This is a genomic window from Rapidithrix thailandica, from assembly GCF_039710355.1.
Classification (GTDB): Bacteria; Bacteroidota; Bacteroidia; order Cytophagales; family Flammeovirgaceae; genus Rapidithrix; species Rapidithrix thailandica.
The window spans coordinates 318552-342895 of sequence record NZ_JBDKWZ010000001.1; the positions used below are offsets into that span (position 1 = coordinate 318552).

The 24344-nt window shown below is 40.2% G+C and carries 15 protein-coding genes; 9 read left to right on the top strand and 6 right to left on the bottom strand.

The annotated features are described in order from the left end of the window. Positions 1 to 98: 98 nt before the first annotated feature. Together AAG747_RS01090 and AAG747_RS01095 are read right to left on the bottom strand one after the other, a co-directional pair. Entirely contained in the window at positions 99 to 1157 is a 1059-nt protein-coding gene (locus AAG747_RS01090) for a FecR family protein (protein ID WP_346819268.1), read from the bottom strand. Between the two features lie 349 nt (positions 1158 to 1506). Further along, positions 1507 to 2064, bottom strand: a complete 558-nt coding sequence (locus AAG747_RS01095) for an RNA polymerase sigma factor (RefSeq protein ID WP_346819269.1) — start codon at positions 2062 to 2064, stop codon at positions 1507 to 1509. 329 nt (positions 2065 to 2393) lie between these two features. Between AAG747_RS01095 and AAG747_RS01100 the strand changes: the two genes are divergently transcribed. Together AAG747_RS01100 and AAG747_RS01105 are read left to right on the top strand one after the other, a co-directional pair. After that, positions 2394 to 3239, top strand: coding sequence for a UDP-2,3-diacylglucosamine diphosphatase (locus AAG747_RS01100; protein ID WP_346819270.1), 846 nt, complete (start codon positions 2394 to 2396; stop codon positions 3237 to 3239). Between the two features lie 123 nt (positions 3240 to 3362). Beyond that, positions 3363 to 4448: a glycosyltransferase family protein gene (locus tag AAG747_RS01105; protein ID WP_346819271.1), complete on the top strand. Its 1086-nt coding sequence runs from the start codon at positions 3363 to 3365 to the stop codon at positions 4446 to 4448. Between the two features lie 125 nt (positions 4449 to 4573). Here AAG747_RS01105 and AAG747_RS01110 read toward each other — a convergent pair whose 3' ends face one another. Both AAG747_RS01110 and AAG747_RS01115 read right to left on the bottom strand, forming a co-directional pair. Next, positions 4574 to 5173 (bottom strand): YceI family protein, encoded by a 600-nt coding sequence (locus AAG747_RS01110; protein ID WP_346819272.1) that lies wholly within the window; start codon positions 5171 to 5173, stop codon positions 4574 to 4576. A 317-nt stretch (positions 5174 to 5490) separates the two neighbouring features. After that, the gene (locus AAG747_RS01115) at positions 5491 to 7038 is read right to left on the bottom strand and encodes a S8 family serine peptidase (protein WP_346819273.1); all 1548 of its coding nucleotides are present in this window, start codon (positions 7036 to 7038) and stop codon (positions 5491 to 5493) included. Positions 7039 to 7198: 160 nt separating this feature from the next. Here AAG747_RS01115 and AAG747_RS01120 point away from each other — a divergent pair, with 160 nt between their 5' ends. Continuing rightward, complete coding sequence (locus tag AAG747_RS01120) at positions 7199 to 8497, top strand: aminopeptidase P N-terminal domain-containing protein (protein ID WP_346819274.1); 1299 nt, start codon at positions 7199 to 7201, stop codon at positions 8495 to 8497. 75 nt (positions 8498 to 8572) lie between these two features. Here AAG747_RS01120 and AAG747_RS01125 read toward each other — a convergent pair whose 3' ends face one another. Further along, positions 8573 to 10681 (bottom strand): peptidylprolyl isomerase, encoded by a 2109-nt coding sequence (locus tag AAG747_RS01125; RefSeq protein ID WP_346819275.1) that lies wholly within the window; start codon positions 10679 to 10681, stop codon positions 8573 to 8575. Between the two features lie 477 nt (positions 10682 to 11158). Between AAG747_RS01125 and AAG747_RS01130 the strand changes: the two genes are divergently transcribed. The 3 genes from AAG747_RS01130 to AAG747_RS01140 all read left to right on the top strand — a co-directional run bounded on the left by AAG747_RS01130 (position 11159) and on the right by AAG747_RS01140 (position 17195). Next, positions 11159 to 12067: a nucleotidyltransferase family protein gene (locus AAG747_RS01130; protein ID WP_346819276.1), complete on the top strand. Its 909-nt coding sequence runs from the start codon at positions 11159 to 11161 to the stop codon at positions 12065 to 12067. Between the two features lie 778 nt (positions 12068 to 12845). Beyond that, positions 12846 to 15635 (top strand): DNA polymerase I, encoded by a 2790-nt coding sequence (gene polA / locus AAG747_RS01135; protein WP_346819277.1) that lies wholly within the window; start codon positions 12846 to 12848, stop codon positions 15633 to 15635. Between the two features lie 351 nt (positions 15636 to 15986). Further along, positions 15987 to 17195 carry a hypothetical protein gene (locus tag AAG747_RS01140; RefSeq protein WP_346819278.1) on the top strand — a complete coding sequence of 403 codons (1209 nt, stop codon included), beginning with the start codon at positions 15987 to 15989 and terminating at the stop codon, positions 17193 to 17195. A gap of 84 nt (positions 17196 to 17279) precedes the next feature. On the opposite strand, the gene AAG747_RS01145 is transcribed toward AAG747_RS01140, so the two are convergent. Continuing rightward, entirely contained in the window at positions 17280 to 19874 is a 2595-nt protein-coding gene (locus AAG747_RS01145; protein WP_346819279.1) for a M1 family metallopeptidase, read from the bottom strand. Between the two features lie 297 nt (positions 19875 to 20171). Between AAG747_RS01145 and AAG747_RS01150 the strand changes: the two genes are divergently transcribed. From AAG747_RS01150 to eboE, 3 genes are all read left to right on the top strand, one after another. Then, positions 20172 to 21470 (top strand): porin family protein, encoded by a 1299-nt coding sequence (locus AAG747_RS01150; RefSeq protein ID WP_346819280.1) that lies wholly within the window; start codon positions 20172 to 20174, stop codon positions 21468 to 21470. 177 nt (positions 21471 to 21647) lie between these two features. Continuing rightward, positions 21648 to 22949, top strand: a complete 1302-nt coding sequence (locus tag AAG747_RS01155; protein ID WP_346819281.1) for a porin family protein — start codon at positions 21648 to 21650, stop codon at positions 22947 to 22949. A gap of 164 nt (positions 22950 to 23113) precedes the next feature. Next, positions 23114 to 24337 (top strand): metabolite traffic protein EboE, encoded by a 1224-nt coding sequence (eboE, locus tag AAG747_RS01160; protein ID WP_346819282.1) that lies wholly within the window; start codon positions 23114 to 23116, stop codon positions 24335 to 24337. The last annotated feature ends 7 nt before the right edge of the window (positions 24338 to 24344 follow it).

A 24344-nucleotide genomic window follows, 5' to 3' on the forward strand; every position in this document is an offset into this window, starting at 1 on the left:
GGTATGAAATAGGCCGGTAGTACTCTGTATTACCGGTTTTTGTTTATGAGCTATTTATGGCAAAATCCATTGGCTAATGTTGAGTATTGATGAATGGTTTATTTTGTTGTATTAAATGTTATTTCTACTTGTTTACCTGATATGGTGTATGTGAAATTGCGTGAGTAACTTAGTAGCTTCAGGACGTTTTCTAAACTTTGTCCTTTGAATTCTCCCGAAAAATGGCGGTCATTGGTTTCTTGCCCGTGCACGTCAATTTGCACCCCGTACCATCGCTCCAAGGTTTGTACAATTTCACCCATCCGCGCTTCTTTCAGGTAGATCGTACCCTCTTTCCAAGCCAGGCTTTGCTGAGGGTTGAAGGTGAAGGTTTTAAGTTTTTCTTGTGCCGTTTGCATTTGCACTCCTTGGCCTGGGTTCAAAATGACACTTTCCCGTTGTCCGGCTGGCCTATCCTTTGAAACCTTTACTTTGCCAGTGACCAAGGCTACTTCCAATTCCGCATCTTCCGGGTAGGCCTTAACATTGAAAGATGTTCCTAAGGCGGTGGTGGTAAGTTTTCCACTTTTTACGACAAAGGGGTGAGCAGGGTCTTTTTCGACTTCAAAGAAGGCTTCTCCTTCCAATTCAAGATTCCTGTTCTGCTCAAAGTTTTCCTGTATTTTGAGCGTGCTTTGTGAATTAAGCACCACTTTTGACCCGTCTGGTAACTTGAATGTAGATTTCTGCCCTGCCGGCACAGAGATGGTCTTATACCAGAGGGTTTCTACCTGTTCTTCTCTGTTCTGATAAAAGCGGAAGAGGCCAAACCCAATCCCTACTACCAGAAGTATAGAGGCTGCCCATTGCCAAGGAAAATTTTGTGAAGATTGCTTTACTTCCAAATGCATTTGCTTATTGCTTGGCAAAAGGTTTTGTTGCAGTGCCTTTTTTAGGCCCATTAAATCAGCCTGGTAAGTTTTACGCTCAAGCGTATGGCTTTTAATGGAAAAGCTAGTTAGCAATTTTTGGGCTTCATCGGCCCTGCTTTTTAATTCAGGATTTTGTTCCAGAAGTGTTTGCCAATGATGAATTGCCGTAGTGTTCCAGCCAAATACATAGGCTTGAAAGGATTCATCGGCCATCAATTCACTTACTGTATAGTTTTGCTCGTTCATGTTTATTGGTTGTTTATAGATATATCCGGAGGATATTGATTTTGTACTGATCGATTTTGAAAAAATATTCTTTTTTTTCAAAAGAGCGTATTGGTTCGCCTGTAGTTTTTCCTTTTTTGGATAATGAAGTGAATTAACCTTTTTCTTTTTTTGAAATGTTTCAAAAACGCCTCCTCTGTGTTCCTTTTTTCAACAATAGCTTTGGCTATTCTCTTCAAAAAGTGCCTTGATGAGCCGGTTTTGATTTTATTTTCGGTCAAAACTAAAATTATACGTTTAAATCGCTTTTCAATGTAAGGGATGGTAGAGAGAAGCTTATCCTATTTAAAAGCGAATCTTGGAGTACTGGCTATTGTATGATCAATATCAAAAACAACAACAGGAGTTGCTTGCGGAGGTTTCGAAGAGCTTCGTATAGAAGGTTCCGGATAGATTGGTATTTTAAAGAAGTAATTTCAGCAATATCCTCATAACTCAGCTCGCTGTAAAAACGCAGAAAAATCATTTCCTTCTGCCGGTGGGAAAGGTTGGAAAGAGCCTGTTTGAGTTGTAGGGTTTGTTCGTTGGTATATTCTTCTAAGATCAGAATATCCTCTTGTGAGAGCGTGAACTCCTGTATTTCCCGGAAAGAAGCCTGAAAGGAGAACTTCCCATTTTCTTTTACTACATCGACAATTTTGTTGCGGAGCATTTTATGCAAATAGGCTTTGACATACTCTATGCTTTTGAGTTGTTTGCGCTTGTGCCATAAATCCAGGAACAGCTCTTGTATACAATCCCGGGTGATTTCTTGGTTGGAACTCAAGCGGTAACCATAGTTGTACAATCCTTCGTGGTGCCGTTCGTACAGGTTCACCAAGGCTTGTTCACTTCCCTTTGTTAATGCTGACCAAAGTTCCTTATCCAAGTCGTGTCTTATGAGAGGTTTTATGTTTGCTTCTCCAAAGATATTTCTTTGTGAGCAGAAGTCAATATTTCAGCACTTTACCCTAAATTATAGAAAAGGGGCATTGCTTAACACATTCTTCTTTCCAAGGTAACACTGTCCGGTTTCTTCAAAACAGAATTCAAAAAAGCTTCATCTTCAGGCAACTCTCCCTTTGAATAAAGCGGCTAACTTTATCCCTTGATAATCAAGTTGTTTTTACCCTCAACGATTTCGGTATTGTATACAAACAAATTACTTACAACAGGCCCTATACTACCCCTCATTCATAGGCAAATAACCTTTATAATATGAAAGCTGGAAAAAGAAAAGTGGATGTTGTCATTATTTCAGATGTGCATTTGGGAACGTACGGTTGCCATGCACAGGAACTACTGGAATATCTTAAGAGCATTCAACCGGAAACCTTGATTCTCAATGGAGATATCATTGACATCTGGCAGTTTAGTAAAAAGTATTGGCCCAAAAGCCATATGCAAGTGGTGAAGAAAATTACGGATTTTCTGACCAAAGGCGTCAAAGTATACTACGTAACGGGTAATCATGATGAAATGCTGCGGAAATTTGACGGCTTGCGTATGGGGAGTTTGGAGATTGTAAACAAAGTAGTGCTGAACCTGAATGGCAAAAAAGCCTGGATATTTCATGGGGATGTTTTTGACGTTACCATGCAGCACTCCAAATGGCTGGCGAAGTTGGGGGCCATCGGGTATGATACCTTGATTTTATTGAACCGGTTTGTCAACTTAACTTCGGAAGCTTTGGGCCGGGGCAAAATTTCTTTGTCCAAGCGTATTAAAAACAGTGTGAAATCAGCCGTAAAGTTTATCAATAACTTTGAGCAAACGGCTGCGGAAATAGCGGCTTCCAATGGCTATGATTATGTCATCTGTGGGCATATCCATCAGCCGGAAATGCGAATGATTCATACACAGGAGGGAGCCGTCACTTATTTGAATTCAGGAGATTGGATTGAAAACCTTACGGCTTTGGAGTTTCACCGGGGAAAGTGGTCCATCTATACGTATCAAAGTGATTGTGTGAAACAAGAAGAAACTGTTGAAGCGGAAGCCTACCTGGATAACCATCAATTGTTCAATAACCTGTTACAAGAATTCCAATTACTCAAACACTAGACAACATTATACACTAAACTTATAACCATTAACCTGGAAAGCGGCAGCGAGGACTAAAGTGGAGGGAAGGCCTAATAAATTTTTGCTGTTACTCGATTTCCCGATTCACAAAACATTTTTTCAATGACCAAGATACTTTATGCGATTCAAGGAACGGGTAATGGCCATTTGAGCCGGGCCCGTGACATCATTCCATTATTGCAACAAAAGGCCGAAGTGGATGTATTGATCAGCGGCACGCAAGCAGATGTTTCTCTTCCTTATCCGGTCAAATACCAATTGGAAGGCTTAAGTTTTATCTTTGGAAAAAAAGGAGGGGTTGACCTGCAAAAGACGTTTCAGAAGAGCCGGATTTGGCAATTGATGCAGGAAGTACGTTCCTTGTCTCTTAAAGAATACGACTTGGTGATCAATGATTTTGAACCTGTATCGGCTTGGGCTGCCTTATTGCAAGGGAAAAAATGCATTGGCCTGAGTCATCAAAGTGCCGTAGCGTCCAAACAAGCGCCTAAGCCTTCCAGCCCTGATTTCATTGGCAAACTGGTGTTGAAGTATTACGCTCCTGCTTTCAAGCAATACGGGTTTCACTTTCAGAAATATACCGAACAAATATTTACCCCGGTAATCCGGCAACAGGTGCGCGAGCTTTATCCGGAAGACCATGGACACTACACCGTTTACCTTCCTGCTTATAGTGACGAGCGTATCGAAAAGTATCTGAGTACATTCCCCAACACTCGTTGGGAGGTGTTCTCCAAACACAATACCCGTGAATATTTTATGGGCAATATTCATATGATGCCGATCGACAATGATCGCTTTGTCCGAAGTATGGCCAGTAGCACAGGAGTACTTTGCGGAGCAGGTTTTGAAACGCCTGCGGAAGCGCTGTATTTGGGCAAAAAACTGTTGGCTATTCCGATGAAAAAGCAATACGAACAACAATGTAATGCCGCAGCTTTGGAGGATATGGGAATTCCAATTGTTCCGAGTTTGAAGAAAAAATATTTACCAAAGATTGAGAATTGGTTGGTACAGGAACAACGTGTAGAAGTGCATTATCCTAACCAAACGGAATTTATTTTGGATGAAATTTTGACGCAACATTTGCCTGAATCACGACAGGCCTTAACTTTCCCTAAAGGCATTACGGGTTTTATCACCCGGAAACTGGCCGAGATGCATTTGACCGTTGGCCGGCATCAATAACTTTTTGGTACGAATACCTTTACCTTTACCGATGAAAAACATATAAAAAAAACCTTCCGGAATCAAGAACTCCGGAAGGTTTGGTGTGTATAACTTATTAACAACTTGCTTATTTGCTACGCTACTTATTCGGTGATTAACGTTACGTCCAATTTGAACTCATCATAGATGGTTTTGTCACCCAGATTGTCAAAAAAGCTACCGGAACCATATTTGATGTTGAACTTGGTACGGTCAATAGTGATTTTTGCCAAAGCCGTTACCCTTTCACCTTCTATTTTCACAGTCGCAGGGAATTCAATTTTGTTAGTAATCCCTTTGATTGTCAAATCACCGCTAACTTTATATTTATCTCTTCCTTGAGATACCGCTTTGGTGATGACGAATTTTGCTTTTGAATGGTTGTTTACGCCAAAGAAATCATCGGATTTTAAGTGACCCTCCAATTTTTGTTTATATTCACCCTCTAAGTCGGTTACATTGATAGAGTTCATATCAATTTCAAAGCTTCCGCTAACGATCTTTTTGTTTTTTACTTCTAATTGTCCGTTAGCGATGTTGATTGTCCCTTCGTGCTTTCCGGTTACTTTTTCTCCAACCCACTCAACTTTGCTGTCTTTGGTATCCACTTTCGCTTTGAAAGATTTTTTGTCATTATCAATGGTAGTAAATGAAGACAAAAACGCAATAAACGCTGCGGCAATAAGGATGTTTACTCTTTTCATGTTTTGTAAATTGTTTATAAAACTTTAAATGTTTTTGGAATCTTTTGCTTTGTGATCCACAATCTTTGAATGAATTATGTAACAAAAATATGTATTAACAATATTCGTTGCAACAATTGTTATTGTTTTTAACAGTTGCTTAACAAAAATTAAAGGAATAGGTAGCTGTGATGGGGAAATATAAAGAGAGAAGTAGCTGAATCTAAGCCTTCCAGACAGCTCTGAAGCGAAGATAAGAATTTGTTCCGGATGAATGAGCGATATTGTTCAATTCTTAACAAATAGCCCACAATTCCTTTCTTCCCGCTTATCTATGATTATTGCCAATGGACTTCATAGCTGCTTCCTGGTAGAACAATGGTGCTGTATTTAATTGCCGAAGAACGTGGTTTTTTAATTTTTACTTCTCCTTTCTTTACGGAAATCAGCTCCTGGCGTTGAACAATGCGCTGATCTTTCTTGTGAAAAACCACGGCATGCTGGTCTTTTTTTGTGTCTAATTTAATTTTAACTGTTTTGTTATTGGACATCAAGACCTGTACTGACGAAGCAACTTTGTTCTTTTGCATAAGAGCCAAAGCTTTGGACGCTTTGGGGATGCCAAAGCCAATATAGTTATTTCCGTAAGGATAAAGAGTGGAGGATTGCTGAATAATTTCGTATAATTCATGGCTTTTGATTTCCGGGTTTTGTTGCCAAAGACAAGCCGCAAAACCTGTAATGACCGGAGCCGAAAAGGAAGTGCCTCCTAGCGAATAACAAGAAACATTGGGTTTGATATACGATAAGAAATCGGGACCGATACTGCTGTATCCGGCTTTCATACCCTGGTAATTAGTTGCTCCGACCGCCAGTACGCCTTTGGCATCGGCGGGGGTAGAAATAATCCGCCAATCTGCCGATTCCCCTTCGTTGCCAGCGGATACCACCAACAATATCCCTTTGTCGTTTGCTGCGATGGTTGCAGCTTTGGAAATCGCTGAAGTATTTCCATTCATATCCAAAGGTGAATAGTTTTCGGAAGGGTCGTCAAAACCGAGCGCATACCCCAAGGAGGTATTGATCAGGGAAACACCCAGGCTGTCCATCCATTCCATCGCAGAAATCCAATAGTCTTCTTCCCCCCGGAACTCAGCATATCCATGGTCTGTTCGGGCCAGGTAAAATTGGGCACCGGTAGCCAAGCCTATTTGAATTTCATCTTCCACTTTCCCACTGATAAACTCCAGTACTTGGGTGCCATGGGTATCGTTGCTGGTTTCCGCTTTGTCGAAGTGATCTCCCTTTAAGGGATTGACGAAATCTTTAATACCCAAGATTCGCTGATGTTTAAAAAGCTCTTGAAGGTAGTCATTCTGATTGGCTTTGTAATAACCGGCATCAATCACTCCTATGGTGATGCCAGTGCCATCCAAACCCGCTTTTTTGAGTTGTTTGCCTTCTAGTTGGGCAATGGCTGTGGTATAAATTTCGTCCACAAGGAAGGGTTGTGCGAAGGAAGAAGCAATATGCCAACGGCTATCCAGCCTTTGTACTTTTTGAACAAAGGAAAGCTTTTGTACTTGCTGGAGTTGCTCAGTACTTAAATAGGCAGACACGGCATTCAGCCACTTGGATTGGCTGACCGGAGTGATCCCGTACGTTTCCAAAACTTTGAGATAGCTTGTGTTGACCGGTACATCCGTATATTGTTGTAAACGGATCTCTTGAAGCTGCCTTCTTTGAATGGCTGCTTGACTTAATTGCTCTTGATAGTGGTAATTAGCAGTGTCTTTATCCGTTAAGTAAATCCAATATTTATTTGGTTGTCCCCAAGCTACTGCAGCAAAGCTCCAAAGCCAAACTGCGATGATAATCCCCCTCATAGTAGTTTATACCTAGTTGTTTTTAGTAGTTGATAACAGTTGACCCGTTCAGGATTAACCAGAGGAGATATCCAAGATGCTTTTCTATCCCCTTTTTTTAAAGAAAATCCTCTTAAATTTATAGAAAAAATACGAATCTACAGCTTAAATATACTTGGACATGAGATATACTCCCATAAGCGGGCAATTGTTTGCTAAGAACCGGAAAAAATTAGCAGCAAAACTAAAACCGAATGCTATTGCCATTGTGCATTCTAATGATAATATGCCTATCAGTGCAGATGCCACTCATCCGTTTGTGCAACATTCCGATCTGTACTACCTCACAGGAATAGACCAGGAAGAAAGTATTCTGGTAATGTATCCGGATTGTAGAGATAACCAAGTACGAAGCTTTAAAGAGATTTTATTTATCAAGGAAACGAACAAGGAAATCGCCATTTGGGAAGGGAAAAAACTCACTAAAGAGGAGGCAGAAGAGCGCTCGGGGATTCGCACGGTTATTTGGACTTCCCATTTTAAAGAGGTTCTCAAACCCTTGCTTTTTGAAGCGGAGCATATTTATTTAAATACCAATGAAAATACCCGTGATATTATTACCGTAGAAACCCGGGATGACCGTTTCAGAAAGTGGTGTATGGAGCAGTTTCCGCTTCATAACTATCAGCGTTTGGCCCCATTGATGAATCAATTACGTGTAGTGAAAGAGCCGGAAGAAGTGGAGGCGTTAAAAGAAGCCATTTCCATTACGGATAAAGCTTTCAGAAGGGTTTTGAACTTTGTGAAATCAGGAGTGTGGGAATATGAAATTGAAGCGGAAATTTATCATGAATTTATCCGCAACCGCAGCCGGAGAATGGCCTATCAACCCATTGTAGGTTCCGGGTTCAATGCTTGTGTATTGCATTATATTGATAATGAAAATCAATGCAAAGACGGAGATATGCTTTTGATGGACTTTGGAGCCGAGTATGCAAATTATTGTGCTGACCTAAGTCGTACGATACCGGTCAACGGCCGGTTTACCGAGCGGCAAAAAGCCGTATATAATGCCGTATTGCGTGTGCAAAAGGCAGCTGTTGATTTATTGGTTCCGGGGAATAACCTGATCGATTTAAACCGGGAAGTTGGCAAATTAATGGAAAGCGAGTTAATCGGTTTAGGTTTGTTGGATACTACCGATGTGAAAAACCAGAACCCGGCACAGCCGCTATACAAAAAATACTTTATGCATGGGACTTCGCATCATTTGGGGATTGATGTACACGATTATGGAAAACGCTATCAGGTATTTGAGCCAGGGATGGTCTTAACTTGCGAACCGGGGATTTATATCAGGGAAGAAGCATTGGGCATCCGGCTTGAAAACGACATTCTGATTACGGAAGAGGGACCGGTCGATTTAATGAAAAATATTCCGGTGGAAGTAGAGGAGATCGAAGAGTTAATGCATCGTTAACCGGAAAAATCATTCCTAAAAAGAAAAGCCGTAATGTTTTGATGACATTACGGCTTTTTTATCCTAAACAGGTGTTTAGTAATATTTATAGAGGTCGTTTTTCACTTCGGCAAATTTATCGATGGCTTCTTTGATTTTGGTTGCCACCCGGTTGCCATGTTGCTGTGCCACTTGTTTTTTGTAGATCGTGTAATCCGCAGTTTCCAAGGCTTCTTCCAAACGGTCTACTTTGACGATGATGATGCCATTTTGATCGGCAACGGGTTTGGAGGTGTGGCCTTCTTTTAAGCCAAATGCCGTACCGATAGCTTTAGGAGCAAAACCTACCCGAGGTAGAGAAACGCTGGCTAAAGACAAATCGTTGGTATTGCCTACTACCGCACCGTTTCCATATTGTTCTTTTATTGCTTCCAGTTCGCCTGAAATGCCACTGAGTTTTTCAAGAATCACTTTTTGCTTGGCTTCTTTTAACACTTCACGCTTCACTTGCTCACGAACACTGTTTAAGGTAGAAACACCTTTTTCCGTTGCGCCAATCATTTCGGCAATGACAAAGCGGTCTTCCAGTTCGAAGATTGGAGAAATATCTCCTACTTCTGCTTCATTGTAAGCCCAACGTACGATTTCCCGGATTTGCGAACCGCTCAAGTTATTGATGAACCGGGCATCTTTCGGAATGTTCAAGGCTTGGTACAAGATTAAAGAAGAATCTTGCTCAACAGCTGCTTCAAATTCATCGGCATCTTTGTATTTCGTGAATTTTCCGGCTTTCCGATAAGCGGCATCTACGGTTTCATCACTGGCTAAGATCGCCCTTTCAACACTGGCTACTACAAATTTTTGTTTGGTTTTTACACCTGTAACACCAATGATATGATAGCCGAAGTTGGTTTCTACCAATTGAGGTAATAAGCCTTCTTGGGTGGCTCTCATTACGGCATCGTTAAAAGGCTTCACCATAGTTCCTTCAGTGAACCAACCTAAGTCACCACCGCTTGAACGGGTCGCATCTTGTCCATACTGACGGGCCATTGCTGCGAAGTCCGCACCATTTTGAATTTCCTTCAAAATTTCATTGGCTTGTTGGCGTACTTCCGCTTTCTCTTCGGCAGAAGCATCTTCATTCACTTTGAATAAAATATGGCGGGCTCTGGCAGAGTATACCGTATCTTCGGAATCATCCAATACTTTGTAAATCTTATAGCTGTCACCTGCCAAGAAAGGACCGTATACATCTCCTTTTACCAATTCCGCAGGATTCAATTCCACCGGTAAGTTAGAAGGGTTCGCGACTATAAAGTTTTGATCAGCTTCCGACTTTGCTTCTACAAAAGCGGTATCATTATTTGTATTTTTGAATTCGGTGACCATTCTGCTCAACTCTTCCTTCACATACAGGCTGTCCTCTTTGGAAGGGTTGAAAGGGAAACTGATATATTGGATTTCCCGGTTTGCATTTTTCTTGAAGTCATCTTTATGTGCACTGTAGTACTCCTCCAACATGCTTTCAGAAACCTCTACAGCAGAATCGGCAACGGAGGCATAAGGTACATACAAGTAACTTATGTCTGCCTTTGTATTTTGCTTTTGGTACTCTTTTTTAGCTTCCGTATTCGAAACGTAATACGTCAGCCCCAATAAGTTTTGATATTTGGTTCTGAGGCGGTTTTCGTAGATATTTTGTTCAAAAATGCTAAAAGCAATTTTTTGTTGGGGGATTTGATCCAAATTTTGTAAAAACTGCACGATCAAGTTTTTATCGACTTCGCCGGTTTCGGGATTGGTGAAATTGCTGGCAAAGTTAGGATCGATATTATTTCCTTGGATCATATCACTTAATTCTTCGTCAGTTACCATGATCCCCAACTTGTCAAACTCCTCCTGGTAGGCTTTTTTAAAGACCAGTTGTTCCCAAGCGGTTTCACGCAATATAGGCATTTGTACTTCTGGTGGAGGACTGTTGAATTGCAGAGTGAAATTATCTTTGACCCGGTCAAATTGCCGTGTAAACTCTTTTAAGGAGATTTCTTCTCCGGCAATTTCTCCTACTACTTGTTTGTTGTCGCCCATTAAGAAGGAATTCGAAGAAAGCAAATCTGCTCCTACGATAAACATCCCCATGGAAGCGGCTACAATCCCGATCGCCCAACCGGATTTTTCCCTGATTTTGTTAATTAATGTCATTATTCAAAGTTTAAAGATAAATTTCCAATAGGTTATTTAACTCTTTTTTTGCAAGTGTATATTTTTTTGGTGAAAAAGGTAATGCTTCGACCTAGCAAATTTATAAAGATTCCTTATTAATACACACAATCAGTCAAATTGAAAAATAAGACTGCAAAACTAGGGGAAAAATCATATACAAACAATATATAGTATGGACTGTTCGCTGAGATTGCTGTACAGCGAACTGTTGAGAGTAGTAGTTTGGCTGTTTTCTGAGAAAGAAAGCCCCCTGGAAAAGGAAGGGCTTTTGTTACATTATGTTCATAACAATCAACCAACGATTTGACAAGTACTATCAATTATTGTAATGTTCCTATTGGAGGTGAATTCCTTTACTAAAGTATTGATTATTGGTTAAATATTCGGGGAATTGGGCTCTGCTGTATACCTTTGGAAAATCATTTTTTTAAACTTCAAATTAAAAAACCATATTACATGAAGCCTACACTGTTAATTCTGGCTGCTGGTATGGGCAGCAGGTATGGGAGCTTGAAGCAAATTGATAAGTTCGGACCAAACGGGGAAGCTATTATCGATTATTCCATTTATGATGCGATCCAGGCTGGTTTTGGAAAAGTTGTCTTCATCATCCGCAAGAGCTTGGAAGACGATTTCAGAGAAATTTTTGGTAAAAAACTACAAGGACAGGTAGAGGTAGACTATGTATTCCAAGAGTTGGATGCAGTACCTGAAGGAGTGAGTGTGCCGGCTGATCGTACTAAACCTTGGGGAACAGCCCATGCTGTGATGGTAGCTGCTCCTAAAGTTAATGAACCATGTGCCGTGATCAATGCAGATGATTTTTATGGTGCGGATTCTTTCAAACAAATGGCTGACTACCTTCAGTCAGGCGTTGCTGAAGACCCTAAAAACTACTGTATGGTTGGGTACCAACTGAAAAACACCTTGTCTGACCATGGGTATGTTTCCAGAGGGATTTGTGCAAAATCAGAGGAAGGGTATTTGGAAAGTATTGTAGAGAGAACTCATATTACCAAGTCAGAGGAAGGCATCGCTTACCAAGATGGAGAGGGTCAGAAACACCCGTTGACCGGCGAAGAAGTGGCTTCAATGAATTTCTTTGGTTTTCACCCTTCTATTTTTACACATTGCCAGGAACAATTTACCGACTTTGTAAAGGAAAATCAGACCAATATCAAAGCTGAATTTTTTATTCCTACAGTCGTAAATAACTTGATTAATAGTGGTGAGGCACAACTGAAAGTGTTGAATACCTCGGCAAAATGGTTTGGAGTAACGTACAAAGAAGATAAGGAAATTGCTGTTGAAAGAATTAAAGGCTTAGTGGAAGCCGGGGAATATCCTGAGAAACTTTGGAAGTAATTACTTGGCAAATTCATCAAAAAGGAGGGGACCTGCTACAGGTTCCTTTTTTTGTGCATCTGGGAAAGCTGTAGGATAAGCTCACTGGAGTAGGGCTTATGTATACAGGTAAAGTACAAGAATAATAACAACCCGGAAGAGCCGGTTTTCAAAAGGTAGTGGAGAAATTAAACTTTCATTTTCAAGTGTTTATATCTGCTAAACATTTGTTAACGTATTTGACAGGAAATGGATTTTATTGCTACCTTAGCTTCATATAATTACCCATACATGTAAAGCAAATATTTTGTATTGGGTACTCTTCTTAGAGAATCTGAAAACCCATGTATTTTGATATTCAATATATACTTTGGAGATAACTTTCCTGAAAACGAGTATTTCCTAAGTGATCCAAAACTTTGGAGCTCCTAAGGGAGCCACTTTAATGAGCTGAAAAAACTTACAAACTTCCAAAAAGTTGTTGCATGTTTAACTAGTAAAAAAGAGGTAGGCTTCTAGTCTGCCTTTTTTTATGCCTTGACTCATACACAGGCTGACTGACTATTCATGGATAAGTCCCTTCTTACTTTAAAGCAATCTTTTGCGCAAAAAATTCACTCTTGGGTGTCTGAGTTTTACTCCAGCCACCGGATCAACAAAATAGTAACTGTTTAGCAACCGATTTCCCAGTGATTTTTTTAAGTTTACCTCTCCGAAAAGCCTGCCATTCCTGCTTTGGTGTATTTTATGAGAGAGATGGTTTGGTAGAATCATGTAAGATGGTGTAAAACTATATATAATGCCTGACAAGAAATTATTTTTATTAGATGCGATGGCTTTGATCTATCGCGCCCACTTTGCTTTTAGTAAGAACCCTCGTATCAATTCCAAAGGACTGAATACCGGGGCTCCTTTGGGGTTTACCAATTCTTTGATTGAAATTATCAAAAAGGAAAAGCCGACTCATATAGGGGTGGCTTTTGATACCAAAGCCCCAACCTTCAGGCATATTGAATATAAAGAATACAAAGCGCAAAGGCAAGAACAACCTGAAGACATTACCACTGCCATTCCCATTATAAAGGATATTGTGAAAGGTTTTCAGATCCCGGTATTGGAAAAAGACGGGTTTGAAGCAGATGATATTATCGGAACATTGGCGAAAAGAGCTTCCAAAGAGGGCTTTGAAGTTTATATGATGACTCCGGACAAGGACTATGGACAACTGGTGGAGGAACATATATATTTATACAAGCCTGCTTTTATGGGTAATGGCGTAGAAATATTGGGCGTGGAAGAGGTCTTGGCCAAGTGGAAAGTAGAGCGGATAGAACAAGTTATTGACTGCTTGGGTTTGCAAGGAGACAGTGTGGATAATATTCCGGGAATTCCGGGAATCGGCCCTAAAACCGCTACCAAACTGTTGGCTGAATACGGCACGGTGGAAAATTTGGTAGCCAATACCGATAAGTTAAAAGGAAAACAAAAAGAGCGGGTGATTGAATTTGGCGAACAAGGAATCCTGTCGAAAAAACTGGCTACTATTGATATCAATGTGCCGGTGGATTTTGACGAGGAGGCCTTAAAGTACAGTGGCTTTAATGAACCGGAGTTAAAAAACATTTTTGAAGACCTGGAGTTCAGAACGCTGTCCAAGAGGCTGTTTGGGGAAAGTACTCCGGCTACTGCTAAACAACGAACCAAAACCCAGGGGCAACAGACGTCTTTGTTTGATACGGCCCCGGTAGCTGAAGAATCTGAAGAAGAGGTGCAGGCTGAAAAAAAGACCCTGGAAAATACAAAACACAGCTATCACCTGATCGATACAAAAGACAAAGTCGACTCCTTGATTCATTTTCTCAGCCTTCAGGAGGAATTTTGCTTTGATACCGAAACGACTTCTATTCAGGCATATGAAGCGAAACTGGTAGGAATGTCTTTTTCTTATTATGCCTCTGAAGGCTATTATGTCCCTGTAAATGACGACAATGTTGCCGAAGTGTTAGAGGCCTTCAAGCCGGTATTTGCCAATGAGAAAATTGCTAAAATCGGGCAGAATATTAAATATGATCTCACCGTATTACACTCTTATGGGGTAGAAGTAAAAGGTGATTTGTTTGATACGATGCTGGCCCACTACCTGCTTGAGCCGGATTCCAGGCATAACATGGATGTGCTGGCAGAGAACTACCTGAATTATATTCCTCTTTCGATCGAAACCCTGATCGGTAAAAAAGGGAAAAAGCAAGGGAATATGCAAGATGTGGATCCTGTGAAAGTGGCGGAATATGCTTCGGAAGATGCCGATGTTACCTGGCAACTGAAAGCCGTGTTTGCCCCGAAACTGGCCAAACTTAACCAGGAAAAACTCTTCCGGGAAATTGAGATGCCCTTGGTAAATGTGTTGGCTCAAATTGAGGAGAATGGGGTGAAAGTGGACATTGACTCGTTGAAGAAATACTCAAATGAATTGGAAGAGGAGGTTAAAGCCATCGAACAAAAAATATTTAAGGAGGCTGGGGAAGAGTTTAATATAGGCTCGCCAAAACAATTGGGTGTGATTCTATTTGAAAAACTGAAGTTGATTGAAAAACCGAAAAAGACCAAATCCGGACAATACGCAACCGGGGAAGAGATTTTAATCACTTTGGCAAAAGAGCATCAAATTGTACAGGATATTTTAGATTTCAGGCAGTTGCAAAAGTTGAAATCCACGTATGTAGATGCCTTGCCGGCATTGATCAGCGAAAAGGATGGCTTGATTCATACTTCTTACAACCAAGCCGTGGCAGCCACAGGCCGTTTGAGTTCTACCAATCCCAATTTGCAAAATATTCCGATCCGGACCGAAAGAGGGCGGGAAATACGAAAAGCTTTTGTCGCCCGGGACGAAAATTATGTGATCATGGCCGCGGATTATTCACAAGTAGAACTCCGGATTATGGCAAGCTTTAGCAGGGATGAACACATGATTGAAGCCTTTAAAGAGAAAAAGGATATTCATGCGGCCACCGCAGCACGGATCAATAAAGTGCCCCTGGAAGAGGTGAGCCCGGAAATGCGAAGGAAAGCAAAAACCGCTAACTTCGGAATTATTTATGGCATTTCAGCTTTTGGCTTATCGCAACGTTTGAATATCCCACGAAAAGAAGCCGGTGAATTGATCGATACATACTTTCAGGAGTTTCCTTCTGTAAAAGAGTATATGGATTGGGTCATTAACTTTGCCCGTGAGCAGGAATATGTGGAAACGATCATGGGCCGGAGACGGTACTTGCGGGATATTAACTCTCGAAACTTTACCCAACGGGGCTTTGCCGAACGAAATGCGATTAATGCACCGATTCAGGGGAGTGCAGCGGATGTTATCAAAAAGGCGATGATTGATATCCATCAATGGATGCAAAAAGAAAAGCTCCGCTCCAAAATGATTATGCAAGTACACGATGAATTGGTCTTTGATGTACATAAAGATGAATTGGAGATCATGCAGAGTCAAGTCAAAAAACTGATGGAAAATGCTGTGAAGTTGGGGGTGCCTTTGGAGGTAGAAGTGGGCGTTGGTAATAACTGGCTGGAAGCGCATTAATTCTTTCAGTACAAAGAAAAATAAAAGACGACACTTAAGAAAAGGCAGCTGAAATGGGCTGTCTTTTTTATTGGGTAAAGTTGCTTTCCGAAAGGAGTGTGGAAAGCTGTAAGGTTTTTGCTAATTTTAAACAGGTTCCGCTTTGCTCCCTATTCTTGAAAAAAGACCACGGTGTATAAAACATGCTCTAAGTAAATAGTTGAACTTCATAAAGAGGATTCGTAAGAAGTTTACAAATTGTGGAGACTATTTTGTGAACCTTCGAAGAGTAAATGGCTACCAAAACTGTAAATTCTTTGTTTAATCAAGAAAGGGCTTTTTCTTTCTCCAAATCATTTTAATTAACAAAACATGAATGCTGGGAACGGTAATTTGACAAACAAACTGAAAATTTCTTTTTTACAAAGTAAGTGCAAACCCGCCTTGAAAAAGAAGTTGTGTATGGTGGCAATGACTTGGATGATTCTGCCAGGGCTATTCATACCAGGAACTTCCCTTGCCCAAAATTTAATTCCAAATGGTGGTTTTGAAGAGATTGTAAAAGAAACCGAAGGGCATGCCTTTATGGAGAATGTAGACCATTGGTACAATACCAATCAGAACCGCAATTCTGCATTGTTTGGCACTCCGGATCATATGTTTGATACGGGAAATAAGGAGTTTCAAAAATACCGGACCTCCTTCAAGCCCTATAAAGGACGCTCCTGTGCCGGAGTCATTACCTATATGCAAAGGGTGAACAATTACCGGGAATACCTGTCTGTAAAGTTAACCGAGCCGCTTAAAACCGGTAAGAAATATAAGTTTACGATGTATGTATCCAGCGGTGATCGAAGGGCATTTGGGAATATCGGAACCAATGGCTTTGGGGTATGCTTGACCAGTTATCCGTTAAAACAATGGATTTATGAACCTTTGGGTATAGAAGTGCAAGCTCAGTTTATGTTTCAGGAAATTTTTTACGATTTAAATTGGCAAAAAATAGAATTTACCTTTGAAGCCGAATCCTCACTGGAATATCTCACCCTGGGCAATTTCCTCAACGATTACCAAACCCATATCCGTTATTACAGCTATGACGTAGATCCGCAAGGCTATGTATTTATAGACGAGGTCAGTTTGGTGGAAGTAAACCCCAATCAAAAAGAACCGGAGCCGGAAGCCAAAATATCGGAACCGGTGGCTAGTGCAGAACCTGTATTGCCTACTGCGAATAATGATTTACAAGGGCGGTATGTAAACCAACAAGGGCTTTTTAGAGTGGAAGGAGATGAAATAGAAGTGCGGTTGTGGGATCAACGAAGAGTGGATGGTGATATGATTTCTTTAAAATTCAATGGGGAATGGGTGGTGCGAGAATATACTTTGAAAAAGCGTAAAAAGACGATTCATTTAAAGTTTGACCCGGATAAAGAAAATGAATTAATCTTGTTTGCCCATAACCTGGGGGATGAGCCTCCCAATACGGCCGCTTTGATTATTATGAGTGGAAACAAAGTAAGAAGAATGTCTCTCCGGGCAGATTTGAACTATTGTGGTTCCATTCAATTTGTTCAATAAGTTTGCACGTAAAAGCAAAAAATAACCGGTCCGGTGATAAGCTTATCACCGGACCGGTTATTTTTCAGATAACAAAAGAAATCTTTAATCTGTTATTTCCCCTAACCTTCTCAAGTTTTCTAAAACTTTAGGGTCTTTTTCTTGATCTATGGCTGCTTTTACCCGCTCTTGTACCCCTTCCAGTTCACTTAAAATGATTAACAGTTGATAGGTAATCGTACGCAAATTACTACTGCTGTCATTCAGGTATTCAAACAGCAATTCTACCGCTTTTCTTTGTTCTTCTTCGGGTCTTTCGATAATATATGCCCCAAAGTAGTTTAAAAGTATTTGTAGGCGGTTACCCGAAAGATGATTAAGCTTTTCGACAAACCAATCATATTTCCCAGGTGTTCCCTGATCTGCATAATAGTTGGCGATGGAAATGGTGACCAACAGATCATTATAGGGCTCGAATTGAGCCAGTGTTTCGGGAATGTTTGGTCCGTTATTATCTATATAAGCGAAAATAGCATTGCTTAGTACCGTATAAGAGCTGTCTTGTTGCATAGCTTGATGGAAAATATCGAATTGATTTTCATAAGAACTAAGTACCATGACAGCACTGGCCCGGACCAAAGAATTAGGGTCTTCCAAGGCTAATTTCCTTAATTTGTTTTCAACCTCTTCTTTGCGCGCACCTTGGTAGTTTTTGAAAGCATCTACTGCAATTTGTCGTAAGTCCCAAAAGGGATCGTTGAGGGCTTGTACATAGGTTTCTACTACATTAGCTTCATCGGGTACACCACTTCGTAGTTCTAATAAGGCCTCTCTACGGGCAAGGATTTTTTCGGCATGTTTGTACTGAAAAACAAAGGACTCTGTGGAGCGGATATAATCAATCTTTCCGGGAATGACGGTTTGGGCATCAAACAATACCAAGTCAGGCTTTTGATGTACCGGAAAGGTAAACGATTGTTCTTTTTTGGTAACGGTGATTTGATGTTCGGTTTTTTGACCGTTTACCCAGATGGCTACCGTTACCGGTAACGTGTAAATAGGCGTATATTGAGGATCTTGTAATTGGCGGACACTTAAGGTTACTTCCCCTTCGCTAAATTCGTCTTTTACCATCAATTCAGGGTGACCGGAAGCTAGAAACCATTGGTTGAAAAACCAATTCAAATCCTGCCCGGTTACTTGCTCAAAAGCCAAACGCAGTTCATGTACTTCGGCAGTGCCGTACTCATGTTGTTTGAGATAGACCTGTAAAGCTTTAAAGAAAGCCTCATCTCCCACCACAGATCTTAAATAGTGTAAGATTAACCCTCCTTTGGCATAAGAGTGAGAATCAAACATGTTTTCTTTATCATGATGGTGATAGCGGATTAAAGGAACACGTTTGGACTGAGATTCAAACAAGTATTGTTCTAGTTCACTCACACGATGCAAATCCGCCTCTTCTTCCCCTAATTTATGCTCCATCCACAGGTACTCTCCATAGTTGGCAAAGGATTCGTTAAGGGGTAAATTGGCCCAGGATTCACAAGTTACCAAATCACCGAACCAATGGTGTATTAGCTCATGGGCAATGATATAGTCCCAACTTTCGTCTAGCAAATAGCGATCATCAACTTGCAGTTCTTCCATAAAAATAGATGCAGAGGTATTTTCCATGGCTCCGGATACATAATCCCGCACCACTATCTGAGCGTACTTATCCCAAGGGTAAGGGTAATCAAACAGGGTGGAGAAAAATTCCATCATTTCAGGAGTATTGCCAAAAACATCCTTGGCGTATCGTTGGTATTCCGGCTCTACATAATAGTCTACATCAATACCTTTCCATTGGTCTTGTACTTTGGCAAATTCGCCTACGGTCATCATAAATAGATAGGGAGCATGTACCTTTTCTTGCTTCCAGTAATCCGTGCGAGTGCCGTCATGATTGTGTTTTTGAGAAACTAACCGGCCATTGGACAACGTGGTGAATTTCTTGTCCACAGTGATATACATCTCTTGGGCCGATTTGACATTCGGTGCGTCAAACGTAGGAAACCATTTGGAGTTTGCTTCTGTCTCTCCTTGGGTCCAAATCTGTTGTGGCTTATTTTTTTCCTTGCCCGTAGGATTGATAAAGTACAGGCCTTTGTCTGAGGTGATGGCTGCACTGCCCCCTTCTTTTAATTCGTTGGGTTTGGCAGTATAGTCGATATATACATGAAGCTTTTCGTTTTGTTGGTATTCTTTGTCCAACCGGATGCTCAGTTGTAGACTGTCGTATTCATAGGCTAATTCGGTAGTGTCTTGTAAGTGTACCAAAGCTACCCGGTGGATGTCAAAACCTTTGGCGTCCAACACTACCTTTTTTTGAGGGTAAAAGTAAGGTTGCATACTTAACGTTGCTTTTCCCAAAAGGTGCTGTTTCTCCCAATCAAACCGGACTTCCAATTTTGTGTTGAGTAATCGAAAAAGCCGTGTATATTCCGGGTTGTATTCTCCGGGTTCCCATACCCATGTAGGAGGGGCCTCTTCCTCTTCTTCAATGATAGAAGGGGCATAAGGGTCTACCGGGACACCCCCTTCAGAAGTAATGTCAATAGAAGGTTTGGGTTCGTTGGTACTTTTTTGGGAAGTTTTACAAGAAAAAAGAAAAAGTAAAACGACCACTGGTAATAGGAAGCGCTTTTTTACTTGCATATAAGTTTCGATTACGGGTGTTGTTCATTCAAAAAATCAATCATAGCAAATTTGTATCCTTTCCGAAAGCAATCAGGGGAAAAATAAAATGCATGCTATAAAGTTAGGAGGAAAAGCCCTATTTCCGAAAGGATTTAAAGAATAGGACAAAGGCAAGCATTTTTTATAATAATAACCACTTGCCAAAGTGTGTTTTTATGTTCTTTTCAGAGTTTGGAACAAGTCGATGAACTCTTTATGTTTGCAGCCTTTTTTACATATTATCATTTATATTATTTTAATTTTTTGTGAAATCTTATGACCAAACTATTTACAAGTATTTTAATTCTCTTAGTTATTTCACTACCCTGTCTGGCTCAGAAGCAACTGGAACAAGGTGTACTTTACACTATGGACGGGGACAGCATTAATGGGCAGATTGATTACAAAAATTGGGATCAAAACCCTGAGAAGTTTACTTTTCAGGCAAGCAACGGAGTAAAGACCCAGTATGATCTCAATACTGCGAAAGGGTTTAAGGTAACCCGTTCAGACGGTTTTCCCGAAATCTATGAAAGAGCAATTGTAGAAGTAGAATCCTCTCCTTACCGTTTTCCATTGGCTTCTTCAGCCCAATTGGAATTTAAATTGGATACGGTGTTTTTAAGGGTATTGTCCCGGGGGAAATTGGATTTGTATTATTTGAAAGATAAAATAGGGAAAGAACATTTTTATATTCATAAAGAAGGGGAAACAGAAGGGATTATTGAATTAGTTTTGAAAAATTATTACATCATTGACCCCATTGATAAACGAAGAAAGGTCGCTGCTTTCACTAAATACCGCAATCAATTGACGGCCTTGACCATTGATAGTAAGAAATCATTGGCAAGTTCAATCAATCGCCTACCATACAAGATTGAGCCAATCACCAAACTGGTGGAAAAATATAATCATAGTGATGATGCCGAAGTGCCAAAGACGTATACTTTTCAGAAGCAAAAATTAAAGACCCAAATTTGGTTAAATGCCGGGTTTACTTCTACCAAGTTGAATTTTGAAGGGAGGAGCTCCAACAAGATTGAAAAAGCAGATTTCGGACAGGCGTATTCTTGGGTTGCGGGTATAGGACTCAATGTGTTTATTCCCAGAACCAAACAGCGAATTTCTTTTTATCCGGAGTTGCTTATTCGCTCTTACTCTATAGAAGGTAATTATACCAATACAATCAATGAGGCAGCATATGATCAATATAATTACTCATTTGACCTTTTGTATTTAAAACTAAATGCCTTAGTAAAGTTGCGTTTGAAGCCTCAAGGTTTTTCGCCATTTCTTGTAGGAGGGTTTTCCGGTGCCCATGCTCTCAAGGACAAGAATACTATGGTGAGAAAAAGTGTAACTTATTCTACTACCTATGAATATGAAAGGCCTGCCATCAAAGATTTTCGAACGTTTGATCAAGGCTGGGTAGTTGGCATCGGGGCTGAAAGTGACCGCTTTGGGTTAGAGTTGAGATATGAAAGCTCAAATGGTATGGAAAACTATGCGGAATTAGACTCATCCGTAAAAACTCTATACCTTGTAACCCGGGTAAGGTTAGGGAAAAAAGACTGATTTGCAAAAAGAAGTTCAAGTAATAAAAGACTCCTGGGTTAGACTCAGGAGTCTTTTTGCTTTTTTGAATGATTCTGTATTCCTTTTTTATAGGTATTATTCTCGGATGATGTAATTTTGAGTCCTCAAAAAAATATTGTTGTTGTGAGCATATCAGATTTTTAATTTACTTACTATATGACCAAGTTATCTACAATTATTTTAGTCCTCCTAGGTATTTCGCTTACCAGTTTGGCACAAAAAAAACTGGAAAAAGGGGTTGTTTACACTATAAATGGGGACAGTATTCAAGGGCAAATTGATTACAAAAACTGGGATCAAAACCCTGAAAAGTTTACTTTTCAAACGAGTAACGGAGTAAAAACCAAGTATGACCTTACCACTGCGAAAGGTTTTAAAGTGTTCCGCTCAGACGGTTTTTCCGAAGTATATGAAAGAGCCATTGTGGAAGTGGAGACTTCACCATATCGTATTCCTTATTCTTTTTCTCCTGAATTAGACTATCAATTAGACACCGTCTTTTTACAAGTTCTTGCTTTAGGAAAAGTGAACTTATATTATTTGAAAGATAAAGAAGGGAAGGAACATCTTTTTGCTTCTAAAGTAGAAGAAAGCAGCAAGCCCACCGAATTGATTTTGAAAAAATATTATAACAGTGACCCAAGCGATGGACAAAAAAATATTGCTACCATTAGTAAATACCGTAACCAACTTACTGCTTTAACGATTGACTGTAAGGATATTTCAATGGCTACTATCAATCGGCTACCATACAAAAAAGGGGCAATAACTAAATTAGTTGAAAAATATAATCAATGTGGTAATAAAGAGTCACAAAATGCTTATACTTTTCAAAAGCAAAAGTTAAAACCTCAAATTTGGCTAAATGCAGGGTTAACCTCAACAGAATTGAGCTTTGAAGGGAAAAGCTCAAATAAAATTGAAAAAGCTGATTTTGATCAAAATTACTCATGGGTAGCCGGGATAGGGTTGAACTTTTACATTCCCAGAACTAAACAACGTTTGGCTATCTACCCCGAATTACTTCTTCGTTCCTACTCAACCGAAGGTTTTTATAAGGATCAAATCTATAATGAAGAAAATCATACTAACTATAATTATTCCTTTGATTTATTATATTTAAAATTGAATGCACTGGTTAAATTACGATTAAAACCAGAGGGATTCACCCCCTTTATTATAGGAGGGGTTTCGGGTGCTTATGCCCTAAAAGATGACAATACTTTAGTTAAAGAAAATGTAACTTATAGTACTAAACAAGTATATAATAGTCCTGCCATCAAAGATTTCAGAAGCTTTGAACAAGCATGGGTCGTTGGATTTGGTTTGGAGGGCAATCGTCTCGGGGTGGAATTTAGGTATGAAAACTCTAATGGTATGGTTGACTATGTAGAGTTAGACTCATCCGTAAAAACTCTATACCTTGTAACCCGGGTAAGGTTAGGGAAAAAGAATTGATTTATATGCCAACATAGTAAAATGGAAAACACCCCAAAGGAAGTTTGATGTTCCTTTGGGGTGTTGTTATTTTCAGACATTTCCCAGAGAGAATCCAGACGGGCTTTCTGCATTTTACCGGTAGATATGTAAATTAGCTTGAAATGAAAAAAATATTGTAAGCTATGCTACTTTCTCAATCTCCGTATCATTTAACGTACTGCACGAATATTCATCCGGGGGAAACTTGGGATGAGGTTTTTGCTTCTTTAAAGAAATATTTACCGGAAGTAAAGGCAAAAGCGACTCAACCCGGACAGCGTATGGGGGTGGGCTTGCGGTTATCCCACAAAGCCTCTGAAGAAATTTTGGAAAAAGATCACTTGGCTACTTTTCAACGTTGGTTGGAAAGCCAGGGCATGTATGTTTTTACCATGAATGGCTTTCCTTATGGGGGCTTTCATCATCAACGGGTAAAAGATACTGTTCACCAACCTGACTGGACTACCCTCGAACGGGTCAACTATACGAAACGATTGTTTTCCATTTTGGCAGCCTTACTTCCCGAAGGGCAAACAGGCGGAATTTCTACCTCGCCACTTTCGTATAAATTATGGCTTACCAAAGCTGCCGATAGAAAACAAGGTTTTGAGTTGGCTACCCGGAATCTCTTGCAAGTAGTAGAACATTTATATCAACTGGAACAGGAAACCGGCAAATTTATGCATTTGGATATAGAGCCGGAACCGGATGGGTTGTTGGAAAATACCCAAGAAGTACTGGATTATTATCAGACGTATTTATACCCATTTGCAAAGCAGGTATTACCTGAACGAATAGGGGTAGACTCCGGTCAAGTGGAAGCACTGATCAAAAAGTATGTGCAAATATGCTATGATGTATGCCATTTTGCGGTGGAATACGAAGAGCCCGGTCAGGTATTTCAAGCATTCGAAAATGCAGGAATTCAAATTGGGAAAATCCAAATCAGTGCAGCATTAAAGGCTGATATTCCGGAAGAACCTATTAGCAGAAGTAAAATACACAAGGAGTTTTTACCCTTTGTGGAATCCACTTATTTACACCAGGTGATTGCCCGTAATCAGGATGGCTCGTTAACCAATTTTAGTGATTTGCCAGAAGCTTTGGAAAGCCTCGAATCGTCTCCGGCGGTAGAGTGGCGGACACATTTTCACGTTCCACTCTTTGTAGAAGCTTACCAATGGTTGAAATCTACACAAGCAGATATTGTGAAAGTAGTGAATTTGTTGAAAGAAAAGGCTTATACAGAACACTTGGAAGTGGAAACCTATACCTGGGAAGTATTACCTGAAGATATCCGCTTGCCCTTGGGGGAGTCTATTGCCCGGGAATTGAACTGGGTGAAGGAGCGAATAGAACAAGAATAAAAATGCT